The following is a 22,276-nucleotide window of genomic DNA, read 5'->3' on the forward strand; positions in this document are numbered from 1 at the left end:
CTGACGTTGTGCTGTGAACGCATGCGCTGACTGCTGTGAATCAGGACACTGAACTATGATCGTGACACAACGTTGGGGGACGTTCTTGGCGTAGTTTGTCAATGAGATCGAGCAAAATTGTGCTCGGAGAACAAATCGGAGGAGTTGTGACGGCCGCCTCACCGGAGCGTATCGGACCCAACAGTGAAGTGGTCCGCGATTGGCTGGCGGACTACGTGTACGAGACGATGCGTACCGACTCGCTCGAGCAGGTCGTCAGCCGGCTCGACAGCGCGATCGTCGCCAAGGTGCCGGAACTCTCCGACCGCGACGTGCGCCGCGACCTCGCCGCGAGCACCCGCGCGCACGCCAGGACCACGCTGAGCGGAATCACCAGCGACACCTTCGAATACGTGCTCCCGGAGGAGGCACACGCCTTCGCCCGAACGATCGCCCGTCGTGGTTTCGATCTGCGAGTACTGCTGCGGACCTACCACGCGGGCCTGGACGCGGTCATCGACTACATGACCGATGCGATCGAGGAACGGCCCGCGCCGCAGGAGATCGAGCGCGCGGTCATGCTTCGCATGTTCGACCGGGCGACGAAATGGGTCAACATGTCGGTCGAGCTGCTCACCGACACCTACATGGAAGAACGCGAGCGGGTGCTGCGTGCCGCGCTCAACCGGCGCACCGAGACCATCCGTGCGCTGCTCGCCGGTGACGACATCGATGCGGATCAGGCCTCGGTCCGGCTCGGTTACCGGCTCAACCAGCGGCATCTCGCGTTCGTGCTGTGGACCGACGAGGGCGAGTCGGGCAGCGGGGACGGCGAGGTCATCGGCCTGCTCGAGCGGGTGGCGGCCAAGGTGGCGGCCGAGGTCGGCGCCGGAAGGGTGCTGACCGCCGCGTCCGGTGCGAGCGGCATGTGGGCGTGGGCCGGACTCGACGACTCCGAGCCGGGCCATGGTCGAATCGAGCAGGGCGCCGCCGACATCGGCGCACTGGAGCGCATCGGCGACCTGGTCGACGCGCCGGTCCGAGTCGCGTTCGGTGCGCCCGCCGGTCAGATCGCCGGTTTCCGGCAGAGCCACCGCGAGGCGGTGGCCGCCAGGCAGGTCGCCGAGCGCGGTCCGGTCCGCGCGCACCGCGTCATCGACTATCGCGAGGTGGAGATCGCCTACCTGGCCGGCGCCGACGACGCGGCGATGCGCGGGCTGATCGGCAGGGAACTCCGGGCGCTGTCCGGGCGGGACGCCAACTCGGCACGGCTGCGCGCGACGCTGCACGCCTATCTGAAAAGCCATCGCAGCCCCGAAGCGACGGCGAAACTGCTTGGGGTGCACAAGAACACGGTCCGCTACCGGATTCAGCGGATCGAGGAACTGCTCGGTCGTCCGATCGAGCAGCGCAGCCTTCCGCTGGAACTTGCCCTCGCTTGCCTCGCGGTCTACGGCGTAGATGTGCTGCCTGACCGGCCGGAGGCCCGGTGAACGGTCAGTCGGCCGCCGCTTCGCGGGTTGCCGGGACCGGGCGTTCGGGTAGGTCGGCGAGCAGCTGCGTGGTCGCCGCGGCAATGATCGAGACCGCCTTGTCGACGGCCGCCTTGGTGGTCGTGCTCAGGCCGGACACACCACCGACCGTGCGCACGTACTGCAGTGCGGCAGCATAGATTTCCTGCTCGGTAGCGGCAGGTTCCAGGCCACGAAGGAGGGTGATGTTCGTACTCATGCTTGCGCCTCGCTAGCGCTCGGCTCCAGCACGAGCACGCTCGTAGCTGTGTCTGATGTTCGCTCGCTGCGCTCGCTCATGCGTGCACAGTAGCTCTCTGGCACGCTGCGCGGCAGGGCATGAAACCGATGCGGCGAAAATCGGACAGTGTGCAACAGGTGCGCAGCGTGGCCGGGGGACACGCCCATCAGTGCCGCCGATCAATGCGGACACGCAGAATTCGTTCGGTTACACAGGCTCCTCCAAGATCTATGGGGAACAATCGGTGGCATGCCTGCCCGCGGTGTACCCACGTTGACAACCTTCCCGTACGAGGAGCTGGATCAGCGCGAAGAGGACCACTGGTCCGGCGCCGCGGTCGCCGACGACGAACTGCGAGCGCTGGCGCTCGGTGCGTTCTACTCGGCCCGCTGGGACGCCTTCCACGACGCGTTGCTGCTCGGCCCTGAGCGCGAGCATCCGCTCGGCGACCGCCGCGAGCTCGCCATCGACACGCTCACCGGCGCGTGGGGCATCACCGACGGGACCGAGGCACAGGCGTCGATGGAGCAGTTGCTGGACGGCATGCACGCGCCGCTGTACGCGCTGGTGCATCCGCTGGTGATGGCCTCGATCAATGCCAGCGAGCGGGACCGGTTCGGCGAGCGCGCCGATCGGCACCGGGCGTTCCTGCGGCAGGTCGGCGCGTTCCGCGGGATGGACAACCCGGAGGCGCTTGTCCGCGACTACGACATCTGGTCGCAGGCCATCAAGATAGGCTTCACCGATCATCTCGCCAGGCCGCTGCCCAGCGATATCCACGCATGGGATCTGGCCCGCGTTGTCGCGGTCGCGCGGATGGCTTTCACCGCCGGCTACCTGGACGCCGACCTGGCCTGGGACTACCTGGCGCGCGCACTGCCCATCGCGCAGAGCAAGTACCGCAACTGGCGCCAGTTCGGTGACGCGTATCTGACCGGCTGGACCTACTGGCAGGCCTGCGAAGACCTTGCCGAACTGAAGAACGGCGGCGTCGACCGCCGCATGGAACTGCTGCGCCTGTGGATGCGTCCGACCAGCCCATGGCGGCGCATCGGGCTGACCCCGGTGGCGCAGCCGTAGGTTCGCCTGGTCAGCCGCCGTCGGGCAGCGAGCGCAGGATGCCGCGGCCGTAGCGCTGGAACTGGGCGTCGTCGACCATGCCGAGCGAATGCCGCTCGACGAGCAGCTCCCACTCCGAATACAGCTGCGCCACACCGGGATCGGCCGGGCCTGCGGCACCGTCGGCGGAATCGCGGCGCACCGCGAAGTTCACCGCGCAGGTGACGCGCTCGGTATCGGCCCGATCGGCGCCGGTGAAACGGAAGGTGACGTTGCCGTCGTGCACGTCCATGTTCGCCTCGCCGCGGACCGCGTCGTCGCCGGGCACCAAGGGGGTGCCTTCGGTGTTGCGGGCCCACAGCACGGCGGACACGGGTAACTCGTGCGCGAAGCGATCACTCGCACCGAGCGAGATGAACAGCAGCCGCCCGGTCGTCGCGGCGAGCAGGCCCTGACCGCTGGCGACGGGCGGGTGCGCCGCCGCGATCGCGGTCTCCAGCACGTACTCGTCCGGGGTGACATAGCGATGCAGCGCGGCGATCGCCGTCTTGGCCTCGCGATTCGGCGCCATCCTGCGCACCGCGCGATCGACGTCGGCGCGGGTCGGGCCGGACTTGCCCCAGGTGGGGGCTGGCGGATTCAGGTCGGGGGCGGCGACATCGATGCGCTGGGTGGCCAGGATCTGGCCGTTGATCCGGTCGACGATCTCGGTGGCCGCTGGCACGTCGTGCTCGGCGATGAGGACCGGTAGCGGGGTGCGGTCCGCGGGCACGCCGGTCAGTACCGGGGTCGGGTACCGAAGGTAGATCTCGATGACGACGGCGTCATCGGCGCGCCGGTTCAACCGGACCTTCAGCAGGTCCGTCACCGGAACGTCGAGCACCCGCTCGCCATCGGAGCCAGGACGCAGGACGATCAATCGCCCGCGGCCATGACGCACTATCGCTGTGGGTGTCCGTAGCTCGACTATGTCCATACCCCCTGCGCTCTGTCGGATTGGCGGTGCTCGCGGGGCACTACGTGATTACGCAAGCTACCGCTTTCGTGCCTGTCGTTCGCACCAGCGGTGTTGTGTCGTCGCTCACGATAGGCCGAACATGCCATGATTGTGACCACTTGGAGTAACACAGACGGAGGACTTCGGGAACCACCGACGTCCCTTCGCCGTTGACCTCTTTAACTGCACCTGCAGCCGAACTGCGCGATGTATCGACTAGACCGTACGCGGTAACGTGGCATGTCCGCATCCGAACCCTCCCGGAGCCGGACGCGCCCGACGCATCGCTAGCAAGAACCGGAGACACCGGAAAGGACTGGCCGGCCGGCCGACGCTCTATGAACCGCAAGACTGTGTTTCGCACCCTGGCCATAGTCTCGGGCATTTTGCTCGTGATCTATGCGTTCAGCTACTTCGGCAATGACACGCGCGGCTGGAAGAACGTCGACACATCCGTCGCTTTGAGCCAGCTGACCGACAAGAGCAACGTCAAGAACGTCCAGATCGATGACCGCGAGCAGCAGCTGCGGATCGAGCTGAAGAACGGCAACGACGCGACCGGTGGCCAGAGCAAGATCCTCGCCAAGTACCCGGGTGGCAGCCAGACGTCCGGACAGGTCTTCGATGCAGTGAAGGCTTCGGGCGCGCCGTACAACACCGTGGTCAAGCAGGAGAGCTGGCTCACCCAGATCCTGCTCTTCGTGCTGCCGATGATCATTCTGCTCGGCCTGTTCGTCTTCGTGATGGCCCGCATGCAGGGCGGTGGCCGCGGCGGCATGATGGGCTTCGGCAAGTCGAAGGCCAAGCAGCTGTCCAAGGACATGCCCAAGACCACGTTCGCGGACGTGGCAGGCGCCGACGAGGCGGTCGAAGAGCTCTACGAGATCAAGGACTTCCTGCAGAACCCGGTGCGCTACCAGGCGCTCGGCGCCAAGATCCCGAAGGGCGTGCTGCTGTACGGCCCGCCGGGAACCGGTAAGACCCTGCTCGCGCGCGCCGTCGCCGGTGAGGCAGGGGTGCCGTTCTTCACCATCTCCGGCTCGGACTTCGTCGAGATGTTCGTCGGTGTCGGCGCCTCCCGGGTGCGCGACCTGTTCGAGCAGGCCAAGCAGAACAGCCCGTGCATCATCTTCGTCGACGAGATCGACGCGGTCGGCCGCCAGCGCGGCGCAGGCCTCGGCGGCGGCCACGACGAGCGGGAGCAGACGCTGAACCAGTTGCTCGTCGAGATGGACGGCTTCGGCGATCGCACCGGCGTCATCCTGATCGCGGCGACCAACCGCCCCGACATCCTCGATCCCGCGCTGCTCCGCCCCGGCCGGTTCGATCGGCAGATCCCGGTCGGCAACCCCGACCTGGCAGGCCGCCGCGCCATCCTGCGGGTGCACTCGCAGGGCAAGCCGATCTCGCCCGAGGCCGATCTGGACGGCCTGGCCAAGCGCACCGTCGGCATGTCCGGCGCCGACCTGGCCAACGTGATCAACGAGGCCGCGCTGCTCACCGCGCGTGAGAACGGCGCGGTCATCACCGGCGAATCGCTGGAGGAATCGGTCGACCGGGTCGTCGGCGGCCCACGCCGCAAGAGCCGGATCATCAGCGAGCACGAGAAGAAGATCACCGCCTACCACGAGGGCGGCCACACGCTCGCCGCGTGGGCGATGCCCGATATCGAGCCGGTCTACAAGGTGACCATCCTGGCCCGCGGTCGCACCGGCGGCCACGCCATGACGGTGCCCGAGGACGACAAGGGCCTGATGACCCGCTCGGAGATGATCGCCCGCCTGGTGATGGCGATGGGCGGTCGCGCGGCCGAGGAACTGGTGTTCCACGAGCCGACCACCGGCGCGTCCTCGGATATCGACCAGGCCACCAAGATCGCGCGCGCAATGGTCACCGAATACGGCATGAGCTCGCGCCTCGGCGCGGTGCGCTACGGCCAGGAGGCTGGCGATCCGTTCCTCGGCCGTTCGATGGGCCAGGCCTCGGACTACTCGCACGAGGTCGCGGGCGCCATCGACGAGGAGGTGCGCAACCTGATCGAGGCCGCGCACACCGAGGCGTGGGCCATCCTCAACGAGTACCGCGATGTGCTCGACGTGCTGGCGACGGCGCTGCTCGAGCGAGAGACGTTGCACCGCAAGGAACTCGAAACGCTGCTCGCCACGGTGGAGAAGCGGCCGAGGATCACCGCGTTCAACGACTTCGGCGATCGCGTCCCCTCGACCAAGCCGCCGGTCAAGACGCCTGGCGAGCTGGCGATCGAACGCGGCGAGCCGTGGCCGCCGCCGGAGCAGGTGCCCGCGCCCGCGGGCGCGGCACGGGAAAGCCAGCCTGCCAACGGCTATCCAGAGGAAGGTGGCTACACCACACCGCCGCAGTACGGCTACCCGGCGCAGCCCGCGAGCGGCTACCCGCTGCCGCAGGCGCCGTCGCCCGCCTACCCGCAGCGCGGTGGCACGCACGGCTCACGCCCCGACTACGGCGCTCCGGCCGGTTGGTCGGCCCCCGGCTGGCCGCCGCGGGAGGAGCCGCAGCAGCAGCCCGGTCAGCCGAGCGGCTGGACCGAACCGCAGCAGCGGCACGGCCAGCAGCCGTGGGCTCCGCAGGGCGGCCCGCAGGACGGCGGCTACGACCGCGGTGGCTACGCCGATCGACCCGGCTATCCCGAGCCTGGTCGCGCCAACCCCAACGGCGAGAGCGACAACGGCGAATGGGATGGACCGAACGGTCGACACTGAAGACTGGCGGCACTTCGGCGAGCTCGGCTTGCCGAAGTGCCACGTCCGGGCCCGGCAGAGGTGCGGACACGTCCGGGCCTGACAGAGGTGCGGAATTGGATCGGCGGCGCTTGCGTTACCTCGATGGTTATCCGAGCCGTCGCCTCCGGGCCTCCTGCTCGCGCCGCGCGAGTGGCGACGATTAGGCTCGACCATCGGGGTGCCGAGTAATTGCCGGCACTCGAGATTTTGGAGGTGTCCTCGATTGTCGGCCAATAAACACGTCGGCGGCCACGCGCTAGCCGATCCGGACGGTATCGCGGAAAACGGTTCCGGAAACGGTGTGACCAGGCCAGAGCTGGTCGCCCTCGAGACGGGGCAGCCCTTCGACCAGGCGCGCGCCGAAGCTGCGGTCCGCGAGTTGCTGCTCGCTGTCGGAGAAAATCCCGACCGCCCCGGTTTGATCGATACGCCCGCCCGCGTCGCGCGCGCCTATCGGGAAATGTTCGCCGGGTTGTATGTCGAGCCGGACGCGGTGTTGAACACCACCTTCGACGAAGGCCACCAGGAACTGGTGCTGGTCCGCGACATCCCCATGTACTCCACCTGTGAACATCACCTGGTGTCGTTCCACGGCGTCGCGCACGTCGGCTACATTCCCGGCAAGCACGGCAGGGTGACCGGGCTGTCCAAGCTGGCTCGCGTTGTCGACCTGTACGCCAAGCGCCCGCAGGTGCAGGAACGACTGACCAGCCAGATCGCCGACGCGGTGATGCGCAAGCTCGACCCGCGCGGCGCCATCGTCGTTGTCGAGGCCGAGCACCTATGCATGGCGATGCGTGGCATCCGTAAACCCGGCGCGAGCACCACCACCTCGGCGGTGCGCGGCCTGCTCCAGTCCAGCCCGTCCTCGCGTGCCGAGGCGCTCGATCTGATTCTGCGGAAGTGAGTGACGAACACATGATTGGTGCGCGTGACGGCCGTTCCTGTGTGGTGATGGGCGTCGTCAACGTCACCAGTGATTCGTTCTCCGACGGCGGGCGCTACCTCGATCCCGAACTCGCGATCGCGCACGGTGTCGAGCTCTACGCGGCGGGTGCCGACATCATCGATGTCGGTGGTGAGTCGACCAGGCCAGGCGCGGTGCGCATCGATCCGGAAGCCGAAGCGGCCAGGGTGGTTCCGGTGATCAGCGGCCTGGTCGCGGCGGGCGTCCCGACCAGCGTCGACACCATGCGCGCCCGGGTCGCCGAGGCCGCGCTGGACGTGGGCGTCTCGGTGATCAACGACGTTTCCGGCGGCCGCGCCGACCCCGACATGGTGAAGACCGTTGCCGCCGCTGATGTTCCGTGGATCCTGATGCACTGGCGCGCGGGCGCCGACTACCGGCACACCGGCCCGGCCGATCACTACGACGACGTGGTCGCCGAGGTGCTCGCCGAACTCACCACGCAGGTGGACCTGGCCGTCGCCGCGGGCGTCGACCCGGCCAGGCTCATCCTCGACCCTGGCCTCGGCTTCGCCAAGAACGCCGAACACAATTGGGCACTGCTCGGCGCGCTGCCCGAGCTCGTCGCCGACGGCCTGCCGATCCTCATCGGCGCCTCCCGCAAACGCTTCCTCGGCGCGCTGCTCGCCGACGACGCGGGTCCGCGACCGCCCGACGGCCGTGAGACCGCCACCGCCACCGTCTCCGCGCTGGCCGCCATGCACGGCGCCTGGGGTGTGCGCGTGCACGACGTGCGCGCCTCGCTGGACGCCATCACCGTGACCGACGCCTGGCGGACAGCGGCCGGGCACACCATCGCCAGGCCGTCGAGCTCGTGAGGAGTACCCCACCGATGAACCAATCCCCGGTCGCCACCGAGCACGCTGCGGCGCAGGCACATTCGTCGATCCGCCGCGGTGCCGATCGGATCGAGCTGCGCGGCCTACGCGCGTTCGGGCATCACGGGGTGTTCGATCACGAGCGTCGCGACGGCCAGGAGTTCGTCGTCGACCTGACCGTGTGGGTCGACTTCGCCGTCGCCGCCGCCTCCGACGATCTGGTGGCCACCGTCGACTACGGGCAGCTCGCCGAGAACGCGGTGCGGATCATCCAGGGCCCGCCGCGCAACCTTATCGAGACCGTGGTGTCCGAGATCGCCGACGACGTGATGACCGATCCGCGCATCAGCTCCGTCGAGGTGGTTGTGCACAAACCCGCCGCGCCTATTCCGCACGCCTTCGCCGATGTCAGGGTCGTCACGTCACGCCATCGTGGGGAGCCCGCGGTATGAGTCGTGCTGTGCTCTCGATCGGTTCGAATCTCGGCGACCGGCTCGCGCATCTGCGCAGCGTGGTCGACGGGTTCGGGGACCGGGTCGTCGCGGTGTCGCCGGTGTACACGACCGCGCCGTGGGGCGGTGTCGAACAGGACGACTATCTCAATGCCATTGTCGTGGTGGAGGATCCGGAGCTCGACCGCGCGGATTGGCTGCGGCTCGGGCAGCAACTGGAGCAGGCCGCCGATCGGGTCCGCGAAGTGCGCTGGGGCGCACGCACTCTCGATGTCGACGTGATCTGGTGTGCGGAGCGGGTGGACGGCGCGCTCGTTGTCTGTCGCAGCGACGACCCGACGCTGACGTTGCCGCACCCGCAGGCGCACCGCCGCGCTTTCGTCCTGATCCCTTGGCTCGATGTGGAATCCGATGCGACGCTGGAGGTGGACGGGCACACCGAGGCGATCACCGATCTGCTCGACGAGCTCCCCGTCGACGAGCGGGCCGGCGTGCACCGCACCGAACTCTCGCTGTTACCTGCCGCCGAAGGATCGGCTCTGTGAAGCTGAAGCCGACGCGCGTGCTCGATCTGGTGGCGAATGTCGTGATCGCGGCGATCGTCGCGTGGATCGCTACCAGGATGGCCTACAACAGTTTTCCGCCGATCTCGGTCTTCGCGGGTGCGTCGCTGTATCCGGTCGCGGCCATCGAGGCGGTGCTGGCGTTCGTGATTCGGGCCAGGGTGAACGACAACGAGCTCGGCGACGGCAGGCATCAGCTGCATCCGATCACCGCGGCGCGCGCGGTCGCGCTGGCCAAGGCCTCGCTGCAGGTCGGTTCGATCGCCGCCGGCGTGTGGCTCGGCTTCCTGTGCTGGGTGCTCCCGCAGCGCGGCACGTTGGGTGCCGCGGCAGCCGACAGTCCCGGTGCGATCGTCGGGATGCTGGCGGGGGTCGCTTTGGTTGCTGCGGCGCTGTGGCTCGAGTATTGCTGCCGGGCTCCTGAGGACCCCACCGACGATCCGGCAACCACGTAGCGATTATCTCGTTCGGAATCACCGCGCGATGCTGTGGGCGGGACGGAACGATCAAGCTACCCTGGCGTGCATGGTTTCACCCTCCCGTACCAGCACTTCCCGTCGGCGGCGGGAAGACGCGGGAAAATTGTTCATCGGTGTGCTGATTCTGCTCGGTCTGGTTGCCAGCGTTTTTCTGGTCTTCAGCAACAGCTTGCAGTTCGTACGGATCGGTCTGGTAGCGGCTCTGTGGGCGGCCGTCATCGGCGCGTTAGCTGCGACGAGATATCGCAAGGAAGCGACGATCGACAAAGCCAAGGTCCGCGACCTGCAGACGGTGTACGAGCTGCAACTCGAGCGCGAAGTGACGGCCAGGCGCGAATTCGAACTCGGCATCGAGACGCGAGTGCGCGAGGAGGTGGGCGCCGATGCCGCCGAGCTGGCCGCGCTGCGCGCCGAACTCACCGTGCTCCGGCAGAGCCTGCAGCGGCTGTTCGATGGTGACCTGCTGATGGAGCGCCCCGCATTGCGCGCCGATGCGACCCGAATTCAGGAGCTGACCAGCGCGGTAGGCGATCCGGCGAATAATAGCTCGGCGAATGCCGGCGTCTGGTCCTACCCGGGAAATCAGCAACCGCGCAGCACCGTGACCCCGGTGTTCGTGCCCGACCATCCCGAGCCGCCGCTCTTCGCCAGCCCCTTCGACGATCCGGTCACCGCCGAGACATCTGTTGTCTCACCCGATTACGAGGAGAGCGACGCCGAGGTGACCGACGTCGACCTCACCGACCGTCGGCACGACAACGTCCATCGGTACGAGGAGGTGACGCAGTCCTCGTCTGGTTGGGCCGACGCGTTCACCGAGGGACCGGTCGTCCAGCCTGCGCCCGAGCCACGCTTTGCCCCCGAGCCGCGCCCTGCGCCTGAGCCGCGCCTTGCCCCCGAACCGCGCCTTGCCCCTGAACCGCCCAGTGCCCCCGCGCCCTCGACTCGGCCCTCGGCCTGGCCGACGACGCAGGCACCGACAGTCGGCACCGCAAGCTCGCGCAGGCGCCGGCGCGCCGACTCCGACACCGACTCCGCAACGCCGGAGCGCAGACTCTCGGTCGCCGAGATCATGGCGAACCTGCAGTCGGAAGAACAGAGCCGCGACCGTCGGTGAACGCCCTGCTAGCCGCGCGAATCGGCACTGCGGTGTAAATCACGGCCAGGCCCGTGGCATCCGCGAACGTTAGGCCGATATTCTCGATGACGTAACGTCCGGTACCCGCATGGCGGGACTGGAACGACATCGAGAGGACAACGTTGACCTCGAGAAGCGTGAATCCTGACAACGCGACTTCGGGCTACGACCCCGCGCCTGCACGCCTGACGGTGGGAATCGTCTCGGCGGGACGCGTGGGCTCCGCACTGGGAGCGGCACTCGAGCGCGCCGGACATGTGGTGTTCGGTGTCGCCGCGATTTCCGATGCCTCGGTGCAGCGCGCGCAGAACCGGCTGCCCGATTCGCAGATCCTCCCGGTCGAGGAGATCGCGGCCCGCAGCGAGTTGCTGCTGCTCGCCGTGCCCGACACCGAGCTGGCCGGCCTGGCCCGCGGTTTGGCGAGCGCCAAGGCGGTTCGCCCCGGCACCATCGTCGCGCACACGTCGGGTGCCAACGGTGTCGGCGTGCTCGCGCCGCTCACCGAACTGGGCGCTATGCCGCTGGCCATCCACCCTGCGATGACCTTCACCGGTCACGACGAGGACCTTTCCCGTTTGGGCAACGCGTGTTTCGGCATCACCGCCGCCGACGAGATCGGCTATGCGATCGGCCAGGCGCTGGTGATCGAGATGGGCGGCGAGCCGGTCCGGGTGCAAGAGGAGCACCGCCCGCTCTATCACGCGGCGCTCGCGCACGGCAGCAATCACCTGGTCACGGTGATCGTGGATGCCCTTGCGGCACTGCGGGTCGCGCTGTCGGGACCTGGTTTGCTCGGCCAGCAGATCGTCGATGATCAACCGAACGGGCTGGCCGAGCGGCTGCTCGCGCCGCTCGCCTCGGCCGCGCTGGACAACGCGTTGCGGCGCGGGCAGTCCGCGCTGACCGGGCCGGTGGCCCGCGGCGACGCGGACGTCGTTGCCGCGCATCTGACCGCGCTGCAGTCGGTCGACCCCCGTCTTGCCGAGGGCTATCGCGCGCTGTCGCTGCGCACCGCCGAGCGGGCAGGCACCAATCCCGCCGTCATCGAGCTGCTGAAAGGGCGCTGATGTTCGACCCGAAACTCCGTGGCGCATACCGCCCCGGTGAACTGACCGTGCACCATGACCCTGCGGTGATCACTCAGGTATCCAACGCCTTGCGTGGCGTCGGCCGCACCGTCGCGTTGGTGCCGACGATGGGTGCGCTGCACGAGGGGCATCTGGAAATCGTGCGGCAGGCCAAGCGGACCAACCAGGTCGTGATCGTCTCGATTTTCGTGAACCCACTGCAGTTCGCCGCGAACGAGGATCTCGACAAGTACCCGCGCACACTGGACGCCGATGTCGAGCTGCTGCGCGGGGAGGGCGTGGAGTTGGTGTTCGCGCCGAGCGCGGCCGACATGTACCCGGACGGCCAGCGCACCACCGTGCAGCCGGGCCCGCTCGGTGCCGAGCTCGAAGGCGCAAGCAGGCCAACGCATTTCGCGGGCATGCTGACCGTGGTCGCCAAGCTGCTGCAGATCGCGCGGCCGACCGAGGCGTATTTCGGGGAGAAGGACTACCAGCAGCTCACGCTGATCCGCCAGCTGGTCCGGGATCTGAACATCGACGTGAAGATCAAGCCGGTGGTCACGGTCCGCGAGCCGGACGGCCTGGCTATGTCGTCGCGCAACCGCTATCTCGATGCGACGCAACGTGCTTCGGCGCTGGCACTGTCCGCTGCGCTGGTGGCGGGCAAGCACGCGGGCGGCCTCGGCGCCGACGCGGTGCTGGCCGCGGCCCGCCAGGTCCTCGACGCGATGCCTGGCATCGAGGTCGACTACCTCGAATTGCGTTCCGCCAACCTGGAACCCGCGCCGGTGACCGGCAACGCCCGGCTGCTGGTTGCCGCCAAGGTCGGCCCTGCCCGCCTGATCGACAACGTCGCCGTCACCCTCGGCGCACCGATCGACGGCCATCCCAACGTCTCCGCCCCGCGGAACTCCCAGCCTGCCAAGGCCTAGAAGCAACGAAAGGGCGACGCCATGCTGCGCACCATGATGAAGTCGAAGATCCACCGCGCCACGGTGACCCACGCCGATCTGCACTACGTCGGTTCCGTCACAGTCGACCAGGACCTGCTCGACGCCGCCGATCTGCTCGAGGGCGAGCAGGTCTGCATCGTCGATATCGACAATGGGGCTCGACTGGAGACGTATGTCATCGCGGGCGCCCGCGGCTCCGGCGTGATCGGCATCAATGGCGCCGCAGCGCATTTGGTGCACCCTGGCGATCTGGTCATTTTGATCGCTTATGGCCAGTTGAACGAACAAGAAATCGCGGAATACGACCCTCGCGTTGTTTTCGTGGACGACCGCAATCGTCCGGTGGAACTCGGCTCGGATCCGGCGCATGCGCCAGCGGGTTCCGGCCTGACTTCGCCGCGTTCCCTGTCCATCGCGCACGGCTGAACAGGGCCGGTCAATGCTGCTGACAATCGACGTCCGCAACACCAGCATCGTGCTCGGGTTGTTCTCGGGCAGCGGCGCACATGCGAAACTGGTGCGGCACTGGCGGATTCATACCAATCCGCTGTTGACCGCCGATGAATTCGCCATGCAGGTCCGCGGGCTGGTCGGTGCGCAACTCGATGAGGTGATCGGAGTTTCGGCGCTGTCAACGGTGCCGCCGGTGCTGCGGGAACTGCGGACAATGCTGAGCCAGTATTGGGGCCATGTGCCGCACGTGCTGGTCGAGCCGGGCGTCCGCACCGGTATTCCGCTGCTGGTCGACAACCCGAAAGAGGTGGGCGCCGACCGCATCGTGAACTGCCTCGCCGCCTATCAGCACTATTCCTCGCCCGCGATCGTCGTCGATTTCGGCACCGCGATCTGTGTCGACCTGGTCTCGGCCAAGGGCGAATTCCTCGGCGGGATCATCGCGCCCGGCGTGGAGATTTCGATGGAAGCGCTGGTGGAGCGCAGCGCGCTGCGCCGAGCCGAGTTGGCGCGGCCGCGTTCGGTGCTCGGCAAGAACAGCATGGAATGCATGCAGTCCGGTGCGGTTTTCGGTTTCGCCGGAATGGTGGACGGGCTGATCGACCGGATCAGGGACGAGTTCGCCGCGTTTGCCGGCGACGATGTCGCGGTCGTCGCCACCGGGCCGAGCGCCGCGCTGATCGTGCCGGAGTCGGAGACCATCGACGACCACGACCCCTACCTCACCCTGACCGGTTTGCGCCTCGTATACGAGCGCAACCAACGCCGCAAGGGCACTGTCTGATTCGCGCGATGTCGGATTTGTCGCACCGGCGGGGTCTTGCCGATAATGCCGGTGCGCCTGCTACACTCACCGACGTGTATTTCCGCGTGCGCACCCAGGAGTGTTGTCGAGGCTGACCTGGCCTCGACCGATCGAGGCTGACCACCGCCCTCGACCGTTCACTTACTCCTGGAGATTCGCTCATGCGTTCTTCTGTTCTCTCCCTTACCTCCGCACGTGATGCGTTTTCGGCTACCCCGCCGCTCGAACGTGCCGTCGCTTCCGCATTGCCGACGCGCTTGCGCCCCGCCGATTTGCTCCGGTTGACCGATGAAGGTGCCGAAGACGTACTGGCCGGCCGGTATGACCATCTGCTACCCACAAATGGCATCTGGCCGTCGGATGAACGGTGGGCGACCCGGCTGCTCACCGATGACGAAGTCGATGTCTGGTTGATCAGCTGGACCCCCGGAAAATCCACCGAACTGCACGACCATGCCGGTTCGCTCGGCGCATTGACCGTACTCAGCGGCGCCCTATCGGAATATCGATGGAACGGCACCGAGTTACGTCGCCGCATCCTTTCCGCGGGCGATCAAGCGTCGTTCCCGATCGGTTGGGTGCACGACGTGATGCGCGCCCCCGCGCACGCGGTCGTCGACGCCGCCACCGAAACCGCACTCGATCCCGCACTGCTCGACCCGACGCTCAGCGTGCACGCCTATTCCCCGCCGCTGTCTGCCATGTCCTATTACGAGGTCACCGGCCACGGCACCTTGCGGCGCACCAGAACCGTTCTCACCGACCAGCCCGAAGGTGATATGTAATGAACCGTTTGACCATCGATCAGATGCTCGACAACGCACGGTCCCAGCTGACCAGGATCTATGCCTTCGAATTGCCGAAGGCTCTGGCCAGAGGCGCGATTCTGGTCGACATCAGGCCGCAGGCGCAACGCGCCCGCGAAGGCGCGTTGCCCGGTGCCCTGGTGATCGAGCGGAATGTCCTGGAATGGCGGCTCGATCCGACCAGTTCGGCCCGTTTGGCGCTGGCCACCGATCACGATGTGGAATGGATCATCTCCTGCTCCGAGGGCTATACCTCCAGTCTTGCCGCGGCCTCGTTGCAGCAACTCGGGCTGCACCGCGCGACCGATCTGGTCGGCGGCTACCACGCATTGAAGGCGGCGGGGCTGCTGCACATCGGAATCCAGGCTCCGCACTTCACCCGCGAGGTCGCCTCGCTCGCCTCGCTGTAATTCCCTTTCGCTTCCACTTCGAAACATACGGGCGCGCAAGTGCTTTCGGGCTGACGGCGATGCGCATCCGCTATTTCTTGCGCCAGGAACCTGGCTGGACGTGGTGCCGAAGGTAGCGGGTAAGCAAACGCGGACCGTGCAAATCCGGCGCCGCGGGCGGGTGGGAACCGATGCCGATTCGTTACTACGCGAAGTAGGACGGGCGGCCCGCAAAACGATTTCCGATGCACGCTAGGGTTGTTGGATGTGAGCACCAGCAACACTTCCCCCTCCAGCGATCCCGGATCGGATTCGCGGCCTGCCGTGGCGCCTGACGCCGACGACGCCCCGGAGCAGATACGGATTCGCAAGGAGAAGCGGGAGCGGTTGCTCGCGGACGGCGGTGAGGCCTATCCCGTCGTGGTGCCGAGGACGCATACCCTCGCCGAAATTCGGGCGGCTTATCCCGATCTCGCGGCGGACACTCAGACGGGGCTACAGGCCGGTGTCGCGGGACGCGTCATATTCATGCGCAATACCGGCAAGCTGTGTTTTGCGACCCTCCAGGAGGGCGACGGCACCAAGCTGCAGGCGATGATCAGCCTGAACGGCGTCGGCGCCGAGGCGCTCGCGGCCTGGAAGTCCGATGTCGACCTCGGCGACTTCGTTTTCGTGCACGGTGAGGTGATCTCCTCCCGCACGGGCGAATTGAGCGTGATGGCCGATTCCTGGTTCATGGCGGCCAAGTCGCTGCGCCCGTTGCCGGTGGCGCACAAGGAGATGAACGAGGAGTCGCGGGTCAGGCAGCGCTATGTCGATCTGATCGTGCGGCCGGAGGCCAGGGAAATGGCACGGACGAGGATCGCGGTGGTGCGCGCGATGCGCAATGCGCTGGAGCGCCGTGGTTTCCTCGAGGTCGAGACGCCGATGCTGCAGACGCTGCACGGCGGGGCGGCCGCAAGGCCGTTCGTCACCCATTCCAATGCGCTCGATATGGATCTCTACCTGCGCATCGCGCCTGAGCTGTTTCTCAAGCGCTGCGTGGTCGGCGGGCTGGAGCAGGTCTTCGAGATCAACCGGAACTTCCGCAACGAAGGTTCGGACTCCACGCATTCGCCAGAGTTCGCGATGTTGGAGACGTATCAGGCGTACGGCACCTACGACGACTCGGCGCGGATGACCCGGGAATTGGTCCAGGAGGTCGCCCAGGAGGTGTTCGGCACCCAGGTGGTGACGCTCGCCGACGGCACCGAATACGACCTGCGCGGGGAGTGGGCAACGGTCGAGATGTACCCCTCGCTCTCGGACGCCCTTGGCGTATCCGTGACGCCGGAAACGTCGGTTGCCGAATTACTCGAGCTCGCCGATCGGGTCGGTCTGGAAATTCCGGAGGACAAGGGCTACGGGCACGGCAAACTTGTCGAGGAACTGTGGGAACACCAGTACGGCGACAAGCTCTACGCACCGACTTTCGTCCGTGACTTCCCAGTGGAGACATCACCGCTCACCAGGCAACATAGGAGCAGGGCAGGGGTCACCGAGAAGTGGGACCTGTATGTCCGAGGCTTCGAGTTGGCTACTGGCTATTCGGAGTTGGTGGATCCGGTGATCCAGCGCGAGCGCTTCGTCGACCAAGCGCGACTAGCCGCGCAAGGTGATGACGAAGCCATGGCGTTGGACGAAGACTTCCTGGCCGCGATGGAGCACGGCATGCCGCCGACGACTGGTACGGGTATGGGAATCGATCGTCTGTTGATGGCGTTGACGGGTCTCGGAATCCGGGAAACAATACTGTTCCCAATTGTGCGACCGGTCACTCGGTGACCAGCTGATTGCAAAATTTCGGCCCTGTCTTGGAAAATTTGAATTTCGAGGTATTCTTGCCTCGGGTAATCGGCCTAGTATGCGGGTCGCACGATTTCGAGAGGACGTTCATCTCATGGCAAAGAAGGTCACCGTTAGCCTGATCGACGATGTCGATGGTGAGTCCATCGCGGACGAGACCATCGAGTTTGCGATCGACGGTGTGTCGTACGAGATCGACCTGTCGTCGGCAAATGCGGCGAAGCTGCGCGACGGTCTGGAAGAGTGGGTTTCGAGCGCGCGCCGGGTCAGTGGCCGTCGTCGGGTCAAGGCTGCCGCGACCGCGACGGGTGCCCCCAAGGGCCGGGTCTCGATCGACCGTGAACAAAGTGCGGCAATTCGCGAGTGGGCACGTCGGAATGGACACAAGGTGTCTGCACGGGGGCGTATCTCCGCGGACATCACCGATGCGTACAACAAGGCCGCCAAGGGTTAGTTTCATATTTTTCGCCCGCCGTCCCAGCGAATCGTGCGACGCCGGGGCGGCGGTCTTGTTTCTGCCTCGCCCTCGCACGATCGAGGGTGGAGGTCGTGCGAGACTCGCGCCGACTGTGTTTAATAGGCCTTCGATATAGCTGTACGTCCGGATGACACGCTGCCGGGCGTGGCGCGCGGGTCGATCTTGCTCGTTGTTCCAGGACGCGGCACCATGGATAACGTGCGACGGTCACTGGCGGTATGGAGAGGCGAGGTATCAGCGCAGTGACTGGATTCGTCGGATCTTTTTTACGATTCCAAGATGACACGGGGCGTCAGCAGGAATTCATGCTCGACCCCGACCGCGAGCGGCTGACCATCGGGCGCTCCCCGCAGGCCGATCTCGCCATGCCGTGGGACGCGGAGGTGTCTCGGCTGCACGCGGCGATCGAGTACCTCGGTGCGCAGTGGACGATCATCGACGACGGGCTTTCGCGCAACGGCACATTCGTCAACGGCGAGCGGCTGGTCGGCAGACGCAGGCTCGACCCGGGTGATGTCATCCGGGTCGGCACGTCGCGGGTGTCCTTCCACGAATTCGGCGGCGTCACAGACGACATCACCCGCGTCTCCAGTGGCTCCATCCCAACTTTGCGGCAGCTCACCGACACTCAGCGCGCGGTGCTGATCGCGCTGTGCCGTCCGTACAAGAACAACGCGGCCTTCGCCACCCCCGCCTCCAATCAGCAGATCGCCGAGGAACTGTTCCTCAGTGTCGACGCGATCAAGACGCACCTGCGCGCGCTGTTCACCAAGTTCGGCGTGGAGGACCTGCCGCAGAACGCGAAGCGGGTTCGGCTCGCGTATCTGGCGATCCACAGCGGACTCATTTCCGATCGCGACCTCTGAGCCCGGTGTGTGAGACTCCCGTAGACGATTGCTTAGTCAGCTGAGCGTCCTGGCCATGGAGAGTGGCCTCGGCACCGGCTTGACTGAGAAGCGTCGAACCGGAGCGTTGAGGGCTCCGGTCAGGTTTCACACAGGAGGAACAATGACCGCCGGACGAATCATCGCCCTGGTGCTTGCCACGCTGGCCACCGGCTTGATCGCGGGTCTTTTCTACGGCTACGCCAACTCGGTGATGCCCGCGCTGAATCAGACCGACGATCGCACGATGATCGACGTGATGCAGAAGATCAACGTGGTCATCATCAACCCGGTGTTCATGATCGGCTTCCTCGGCACCGTCGGCTTCACGATCCTGGCGGCGGCGCTGCACCTCGGCAAAGATCAGCGCACGGTACTGATCTGGATCGGTGTTGCGTTGGTGATCAACGTGATCGCGTTCGCGGTCACCTCGGGGCTGAACGTGCCGCTGAACGATCAGCTGGCCGCCGCGGGCGATCCCGCGCAGATCGGTGACCTGGCCGCCGTGCGTGCCGACTTCGAAGCCAGCTGGGTCCGTTGGAACATCGTCCGCGCGGTGCTGCACACGCTGGCCTTCGTGGTGCTGTGCGGCGCGCTGTTCGCCTCGGGGATGCAGCAGGGCAAGGCGAATGCCGCGAGCGGGTCGGCCACGCAGGCGGCACATGGCCACTTCTCCGGCCAGCCGAGCGCCCAGTCCTACCAGCAGCCTTACCAGCAGCGCTAGCACCTACCGCCGCAGCCGCTTTCGCGACCCCGGCGCCCGCCCGACACGAGTCCGGCGCGGCGGCCGGGGTCGCGGCCGTTCAGCGCCGTAATTCGGCGGCAACGGCGGCGCGGGCCGGACCCCAGCGCTTCGCAAGCGCGGTGAGCTCGGCGATTTCGTCGTCGACGTCTTCCGCGGACGACGGCACGGTGACGGTGCCGCCCGCAGGGGGCTCGCCCCGCTGTTTGGCCGTGCAGGCACGCGCGAGCCGAACGGCATAGTGCTCGAGCGCATCTCGGCTCGCGTCGTCGGGCATCGTTGTGCCGTCGGCCATGTCGTATCGCGACAGGATCCGCAGGCAGTCACGGATCTCGATCACCGTGCGATGCAGCAGGAATCGACTGCCGAGCCCGGTGTCCACCGGCCCACCGTAAATGCATTCCGGGCACGCCGAAGTCAGGTCCGACCACAGCGGCAGCAATCGCCTGCGGCATCGGGCCGGATAGTCGATGCCGATCCAGGCCGCGAAGCGCAACCACACCGGAATGGCCGTGACCGCGGCGAACACGATGAGCTGATACAGCATGAAGTCGCGATCGGTGGCGATTTGAATCCTGGTGAAGGCATTGAAGATGCCGAAGTTCTGTTGCATGCCGACGATCGGCCCCCACACGAAACTGAGGAGGTGGATGCTCACCAGCGCGATGCACATCGCAGGCACGACGAGATCCCGCCGATCGGTGCTTGCTCGCAGTTCAGCGATGGCGACCCGAATGAAAAGTACGTCCATCCAGACGATCAACGGGCACAGCGACAGCCAGAAGCCGGTCGCGAACAGGCCGACGTCTTCTTCGATCATGATGCCCGCCGCTCGGGCGCGACTACCGAAGGCAAGCCCGACGCTGATGCAGACCAGTGCGACGCCGAGCAGTGCTGGCGTCGAATAGCGTTTGCCCAGGACGGATCCCAGCGTCACGATGGTGCTGGCCGCCAACAGGACCAGCACGCATATTGCGAGTTGGAAGAGCAGGACTTCCGAAAGCCGTTCCGCAGAAGCGGATACCAGCCAGCTCTGGAATGTCGGTTCGCGCATTGCGGTCGCGACGGCCAGGCCCGCGACCGCGAGGTTGGCCCGACGGTCGAGGTAGGTCGCGCGGAATGCGACAGTCCGCACCACAACCAGCGCCAGCGAAACACCGACGACCGGCGCGGAAAGCGCGGTAGGCCAGGAAGAATGCACCGCAGGGCGCTCAGTCGTGGAACAGCACGCGCCGCAGCGGTGAGTCCGACGTCGCGGTCCGCGCGGTGGACATGATGATCGAGGCGAACAACTCCGCCTGTCGTTCGGCGAGATCGTCGTAGTCGCCGCGATGCAGCACCCGAAGCACCGTATCCGGATTCACGTTGGGGAACAGGATCCGCACCGCCGAGTCCATGGCGTTGGTCGGCTGCCGCCCACCGTGTTCGAGCAGCAGGTGCCCGATTTCGTGCAGGATGATGTGGTCGGCGTGATACTCCGAGCCGGTCGCGTCGTAGGCGATCACCACGTCGTCGGCGCGTTCGAGCACGAGCCCGCACGGCAGTTTCCCTGCCGTGTCCGCCTCGAGCGGGATCAGCCGAATCCGCTTGTGCACCAGCGCCGCGACCTGCGCGAGAAGGGCGGTGCGATCCCACGAGCGCGGCACCGCGAGCGTCCGCACCAGCCGGTGGACCTGTTCGGTCGCCGGATCTCGCTGTCTGAAGTGCACCATGCCTCTTTGTTCGGCTGCCGGGTCGCGATTTCGGTGTCTGCGACGTAGCGGGGCGTCGTAGACGAAACTTTACCGGCCGATCGGTGGCTCCATCATGCGATGGTTCGCGGCAATCCGCACGAGGTTGCCGAAGCCGCAGCGACTTTCGCGACTCGACCGCGGCTCGGTCGCCACCTGCGGTAGCTTTCTGCAACACGTTCTAGATGCTGGAGGCTACCCGTGCGGCACATCCCGGGCCTTTCCCTGCTTGTCATCCTGATCGCCGCGCTGTGCACAACCACCGCGAGCTCCGCGCGCGCGGAGCTACCGGTCGACTACAATTTCTTCGCGGGCATCCCGAACGAGCTGCTGCATCCGGGCGGCTCGCTACCTGGCGCCAACGACTGGTCGTGCCGCCCGAGCACCGAACATCCGAACCCGGTGGTCCTCGCGCACGGCACCGGCGGTGGCGCACAGACGAACTGGGGTGTGTACGCGCCGCTGCTCGCCAACGAGGGCTACTGCGTGTACTCGACCACCTACGGCGCCTACGACCTGCCGTGGCCGATCTCGGCCATCGGCGGCATGCTTCCGATGGAGCAAAGCGCACCGCAGTTCGCGGCGTTCGTGGACCGGGTGCGCGCCGCGACCGGCGCGGCCCGGGTCGACATCATCGGACACTCGCAGGGCAACTTCATCGGCAACTACTTCATCAAGCGGCTCGGCGGCGCCGACAAAGTGGACAAGATGATCGCCCTCGCACCGCCGTGGCTCGGCTCGGATGTCGCAGGCATCGCCGAGGTCGCCGCCTACAGCCAGCGACTCGGCGCCGGACCTGCCTTCGATGCGGTGCTGGGTTCGCTGTGCAAGGCGTGCCGTCAGGTGGTCGCCGGGTCGGACTTCGTCAACGCGCTCAACGCCGACGGCGTCTATCACCCGAACATCACCTATACGAACATCGCCACCCGCCTCGATGAGCTCGTCGTGCCCTACACCTCCGGCCTGGTACCGGGCCCGAACGTCACCAACATCGTCGTCCAGGACGGCTGCGGCCAGGACTTTTCCGAACACGCAGGCATCGCGGGCAGTCCACGCGCCGCGGCCTTCGTCCTCAACGCCCTCGATCCGGCGCACCCGAGGCCGGTGCCGTGCCGTTTTATCGCGCCGTTCACGGGGTAACAGCTGAGCACTGTTCGC

The 22,276-nt window shown here is 66.7% G+C and carries 24 protein-coding genes; 20 read left to right on the forward strand and 4 right to left on the reverse strand.

The window, feature by feature from the left end; all coding sequences use genetic code 11:
* Nucleotides 1-146 precede the first annotated feature (146 nt).
* Entirely contained in the window at nt 147-1,472 is a 1,326-nt protein-coding gene (locus tag NA11_RS32645; RefSeq protein ID WP_245746342.1) for a PucR family transcriptional regulator, read from the forward strand.
* Nucleotides 1,473-1,476: 4 nt separating this feature from the next.
* Here the strand turns inward: NA11_RS32645 and NA11_RS32650 are convergent, their stop codons facing one another.
* Nucleotides 1,477-1,710, reverse strand: a complete 234-nt coding sequence (locus tag NA11_RS32650) for a DUF2277 domain-containing protein (protein ID WP_069165901.1) — start codon at nt 1,708-1,710, stop codon at nt 1,477-1,479.
* A 270-nt stretch (nt 1,711-1,980) separates the two neighbouring features.
* Between NA11_RS32650 and NA11_RS32655 the strand changes: the two genes are divergently transcribed.
* On the forward strand, nt 1,981-2,811 hold the full coding sequence (locus NA11_RS32655) for a DUF1266 domain-containing protein (RefSeq protein ID WP_069165902.1): 831 nt from the start codon (nt 1,981-1,983) through the stop codon (nt 2,809-2,811).
* A gap of 10 nt (nt 2,812-2,821) precedes the next feature.
* Here NA11_RS32655 and NA11_RS32660 read toward each other — a convergent pair whose 3' ends face one another.
* Nucleotides 2,822-3,766: a hypothetical protein gene (locus NA11_RS32660; RefSeq protein WP_069165903.1), complete on the reverse strand. Its 945-nt coding sequence runs from the start codon at nt 3,764-3,766 to the stop codon at nt 2,822-2,824.
* Between the two features lie 359 nt (nt 3,767-4,125).
* Between NA11_RS32660 and ftsH the strand changes: the two genes are divergently transcribed.
* The 17 genes from ftsH to NA11_RS32745 all read left to right on the forward strand — a co-directional run bounded on the left by ftsH (nt 4,126) and on the right by NA11_RS32745 (nt 19,370).
* Complete coding sequence (ftsH, locus tag NA11_RS32665) at nt 4,126-6,525, forward strand: ATP-dependent zinc metalloprotease FtsH (protein WP_069165904.1); 2,400 nt, start codon at nt 4,126-4,128, stop codon at nt 6,523-6,525.
* A gap of 295 nt (nt 6,526-6,820) precedes the next feature.
* Entirely contained in the window at nt 6,821-7,453 is a 633-nt protein-coding gene (folE, locus tag NA11_RS32670; protein ID WP_174567763.1) for a GTP cyclohydrolase I FolE, read from the forward strand.
* A gap of 11 nt (nt 7,454-7,464) precedes the next feature.
* On the forward strand, nt 7,465-8,331 hold the full coding sequence (gene folP, locus NA11_RS32675; RefSeq protein ID WP_174567764.1) for a dihydropteroate synthase: 867 nt from the start codon (nt 7,465-7,467) through the stop codon (nt 8,329-8,331).
* Nucleotides 8,332-8,345: 14 nt separating this feature from the next.
* Entirely contained in the window at nt 8,346-8,783 is a 438-nt protein-coding gene (folB, locus tag NA11_RS32680) for a dihydroneopterin aldolase (RefSeq protein WP_069165906.1), read from the forward strand.
* Entirely contained in the window at nt 8,780-9,328 is a 549-nt protein-coding gene (folK, locus tag NA11_RS32685; RefSeq protein WP_069165907.1) for a 2-amino-4-hydroxy-6-hydroxymethyldihydropteridine diphosphokinase, read from the forward strand. The genes folB and folK overlap by 4 nt, the downstream gene beginning before the upstream one ends.
* A 2-nt stretch (nt 9,329-9,330) precedes the next feature.
* The gene (locus tag NA11_RS32690; protein ID WP_069165942.1) at nt 9,331-9,801 is read left to right on the forward strand and encodes a DUF3180 domain-containing protein; all 471 of its coding nucleotides are present in this window, start codon (nt 9,331-9,333) and stop codon (nt 9,799-9,801) included.
* Nucleotides 9,802-9,871: 70 nt separating this feature from the next.
* Nucleotides 9,872-10,942, forward strand: a complete 1,071-nt coding sequence (locus NA11_RS45910) for a DUF6779 domain-containing protein (RefSeq protein WP_069165908.1) — start codon at nt 9,872-9,874, stop codon at nt 10,940-10,942.
* A gap of 158 nt (nt 10,943-11,100) precedes the next feature.
* On the forward strand, nt 11,101-12,030 hold the full coding sequence (locus NA11_RS32700; RefSeq protein WP_069165909.1) for a Rossmann-like and DUF2520 domain-containing protein: 930 nt from the start codon (nt 11,101-11,103) through the stop codon (nt 12,028-12,030).
* Nucleotides 12,030-12,965, forward strand: a complete 936-nt coding sequence (gene panC / locus NA11_RS32705) for a pantoate--beta-alanine ligase (protein WP_069165910.1) — start codon at nt 12,030-12,032, stop codon at nt 12,963-12,965. Before NA11_RS32700 ends, panC begins: the two co-directional genes overlap by 1 nt.
* A 21-nt stretch (nt 12,966-12,986) precedes the next feature.
* A complete protein-coding gene (gene panD, locus NA11_RS32710; RefSeq protein ID WP_069165911.1) occupies nt 12,987-13,412 on the forward strand; it encodes an aspartate 1-decarboxylase in 426 nt (141 codons plus the stop codon).
* A 13-nt stretch (nt 13,413-13,425) separates the two neighbouring features.
* Nucleotides 13,426-14,223, forward strand: a complete 798-nt coding sequence (locus NA11_RS32715) for a type III pantothenate kinase (RefSeq protein WP_069165912.1) — start codon at nt 13,426-13,428, stop codon at nt 14,221-14,223.
* A gap of 182 nt (nt 14,224-14,405) precedes the next feature.
* A complete protein-coding gene (locus NA11_RS32720) occupies nt 14,406-15,029 on the forward strand; it encodes a cysteine dioxygenase (protein WP_084655257.1) in 624 nt (207 codons plus the stop codon).
* Nucleotides 15,030-15,037: 8 nt separating this feature from the next.
* The gene (locus NA11_RS32725) at nt 15,038-15,460 is read left to right on the forward strand and encodes a rhodanese-like domain-containing protein (RefSeq protein ID WP_069165944.1); all 423 of its coding nucleotides are present in this window, start codon (nt 15,038-15,040) and stop codon (nt 15,458-15,460) included.
* A gap of 303 nt (nt 15,461-15,763) precedes the next feature.
* Nucleotides 15,764-17,263 (forward strand): lysine--tRNA ligase, encoded by a 1,500-nt coding sequence (lysS, locus tag NA11_RS32730; RefSeq protein WP_069165945.1) that lies wholly within the window; start codon nt 15,764-15,766, stop codon nt 17,261-17,263.
* Nucleotides 17,264-17,378: 115 nt separating this feature from the next.
* A complete protein-coding gene (locus NA11_RS32735; RefSeq protein WP_069165913.1) occupies nt 17,379-17,738 on the forward strand; it encodes a histone-like nucleoid-structuring protein Lsr2 in 360 nt (119 codons plus the stop codon).
* Between the two features lie 329 nt (nt 17,739-18,067).
* Complete coding sequence (locus NA11_RS32740) at nt 18,068-18,628, forward strand: FHA domain-containing protein (RefSeq protein WP_245746344.1); 561 nt, start codon at nt 18,068-18,070, stop codon at nt 18,626-18,628.
* A gap of 142 nt (nt 18,629-18,770) precedes the next feature.
* Nucleotides 18,771-19,370, forward strand: coding sequence for an anthrone oxygenase family protein (locus tag NA11_RS32745; protein WP_069165915.1), 600 nt, complete (start codon nt 18,771-18,773; stop codon nt 19,368-19,370).
* A gap of 79 nt (nt 19,371-19,449) precedes the next feature.
* Here NA11_RS32745 and NA11_RS32750 read toward each other — a convergent pair whose 3' ends face one another.
* Both NA11_RS32750 and NA11_RS32755 read right to left on the reverse strand, forming a co-directional pair.
* Entirely contained in the window at nt 19,450-20,589 is a 1,140-nt protein-coding gene (locus NA11_RS32750) for a DUF6545 domain-containing protein (protein ID WP_069165916.1), read from the reverse strand.
* A gap of 10 nt (nt 20,590-20,599) precedes the next feature.
* A complete protein-coding gene (locus tag NA11_RS32755) occupies nt 20,600-21,100 on the reverse strand; it encodes a hypothetical protein (protein ID WP_069165917.1) in 501 nt (166 codons plus the stop codon).
* Nucleotides 21,101-21,319: 219 nt separating this feature from the next.
* Between NA11_RS32755 and NA11_RS32760 the strand changes: the two genes are divergently transcribed.
* On the forward strand, nt 21,320-22,258 hold the full coding sequence (locus NA11_RS32760) for an esterase/lipase family protein (protein ID WP_069165918.1): 939 nt from the start codon (nt 21,320-21,322) through the stop codon (nt 22,256-22,258).
* The last annotated feature ends 18 nt before the right edge of the window (nt 22,259-22,276 follow it).

The organism is Nocardia altamirensis NBRC 108246, from assembly GCF_001612685.1.
Taxonomy (GTDB): Bacteria; Actinomycetota; Actinomycetes; order Mycobacteriales; family Mycobacteriaceae; genus Nocardia; species Nocardia altamirensis.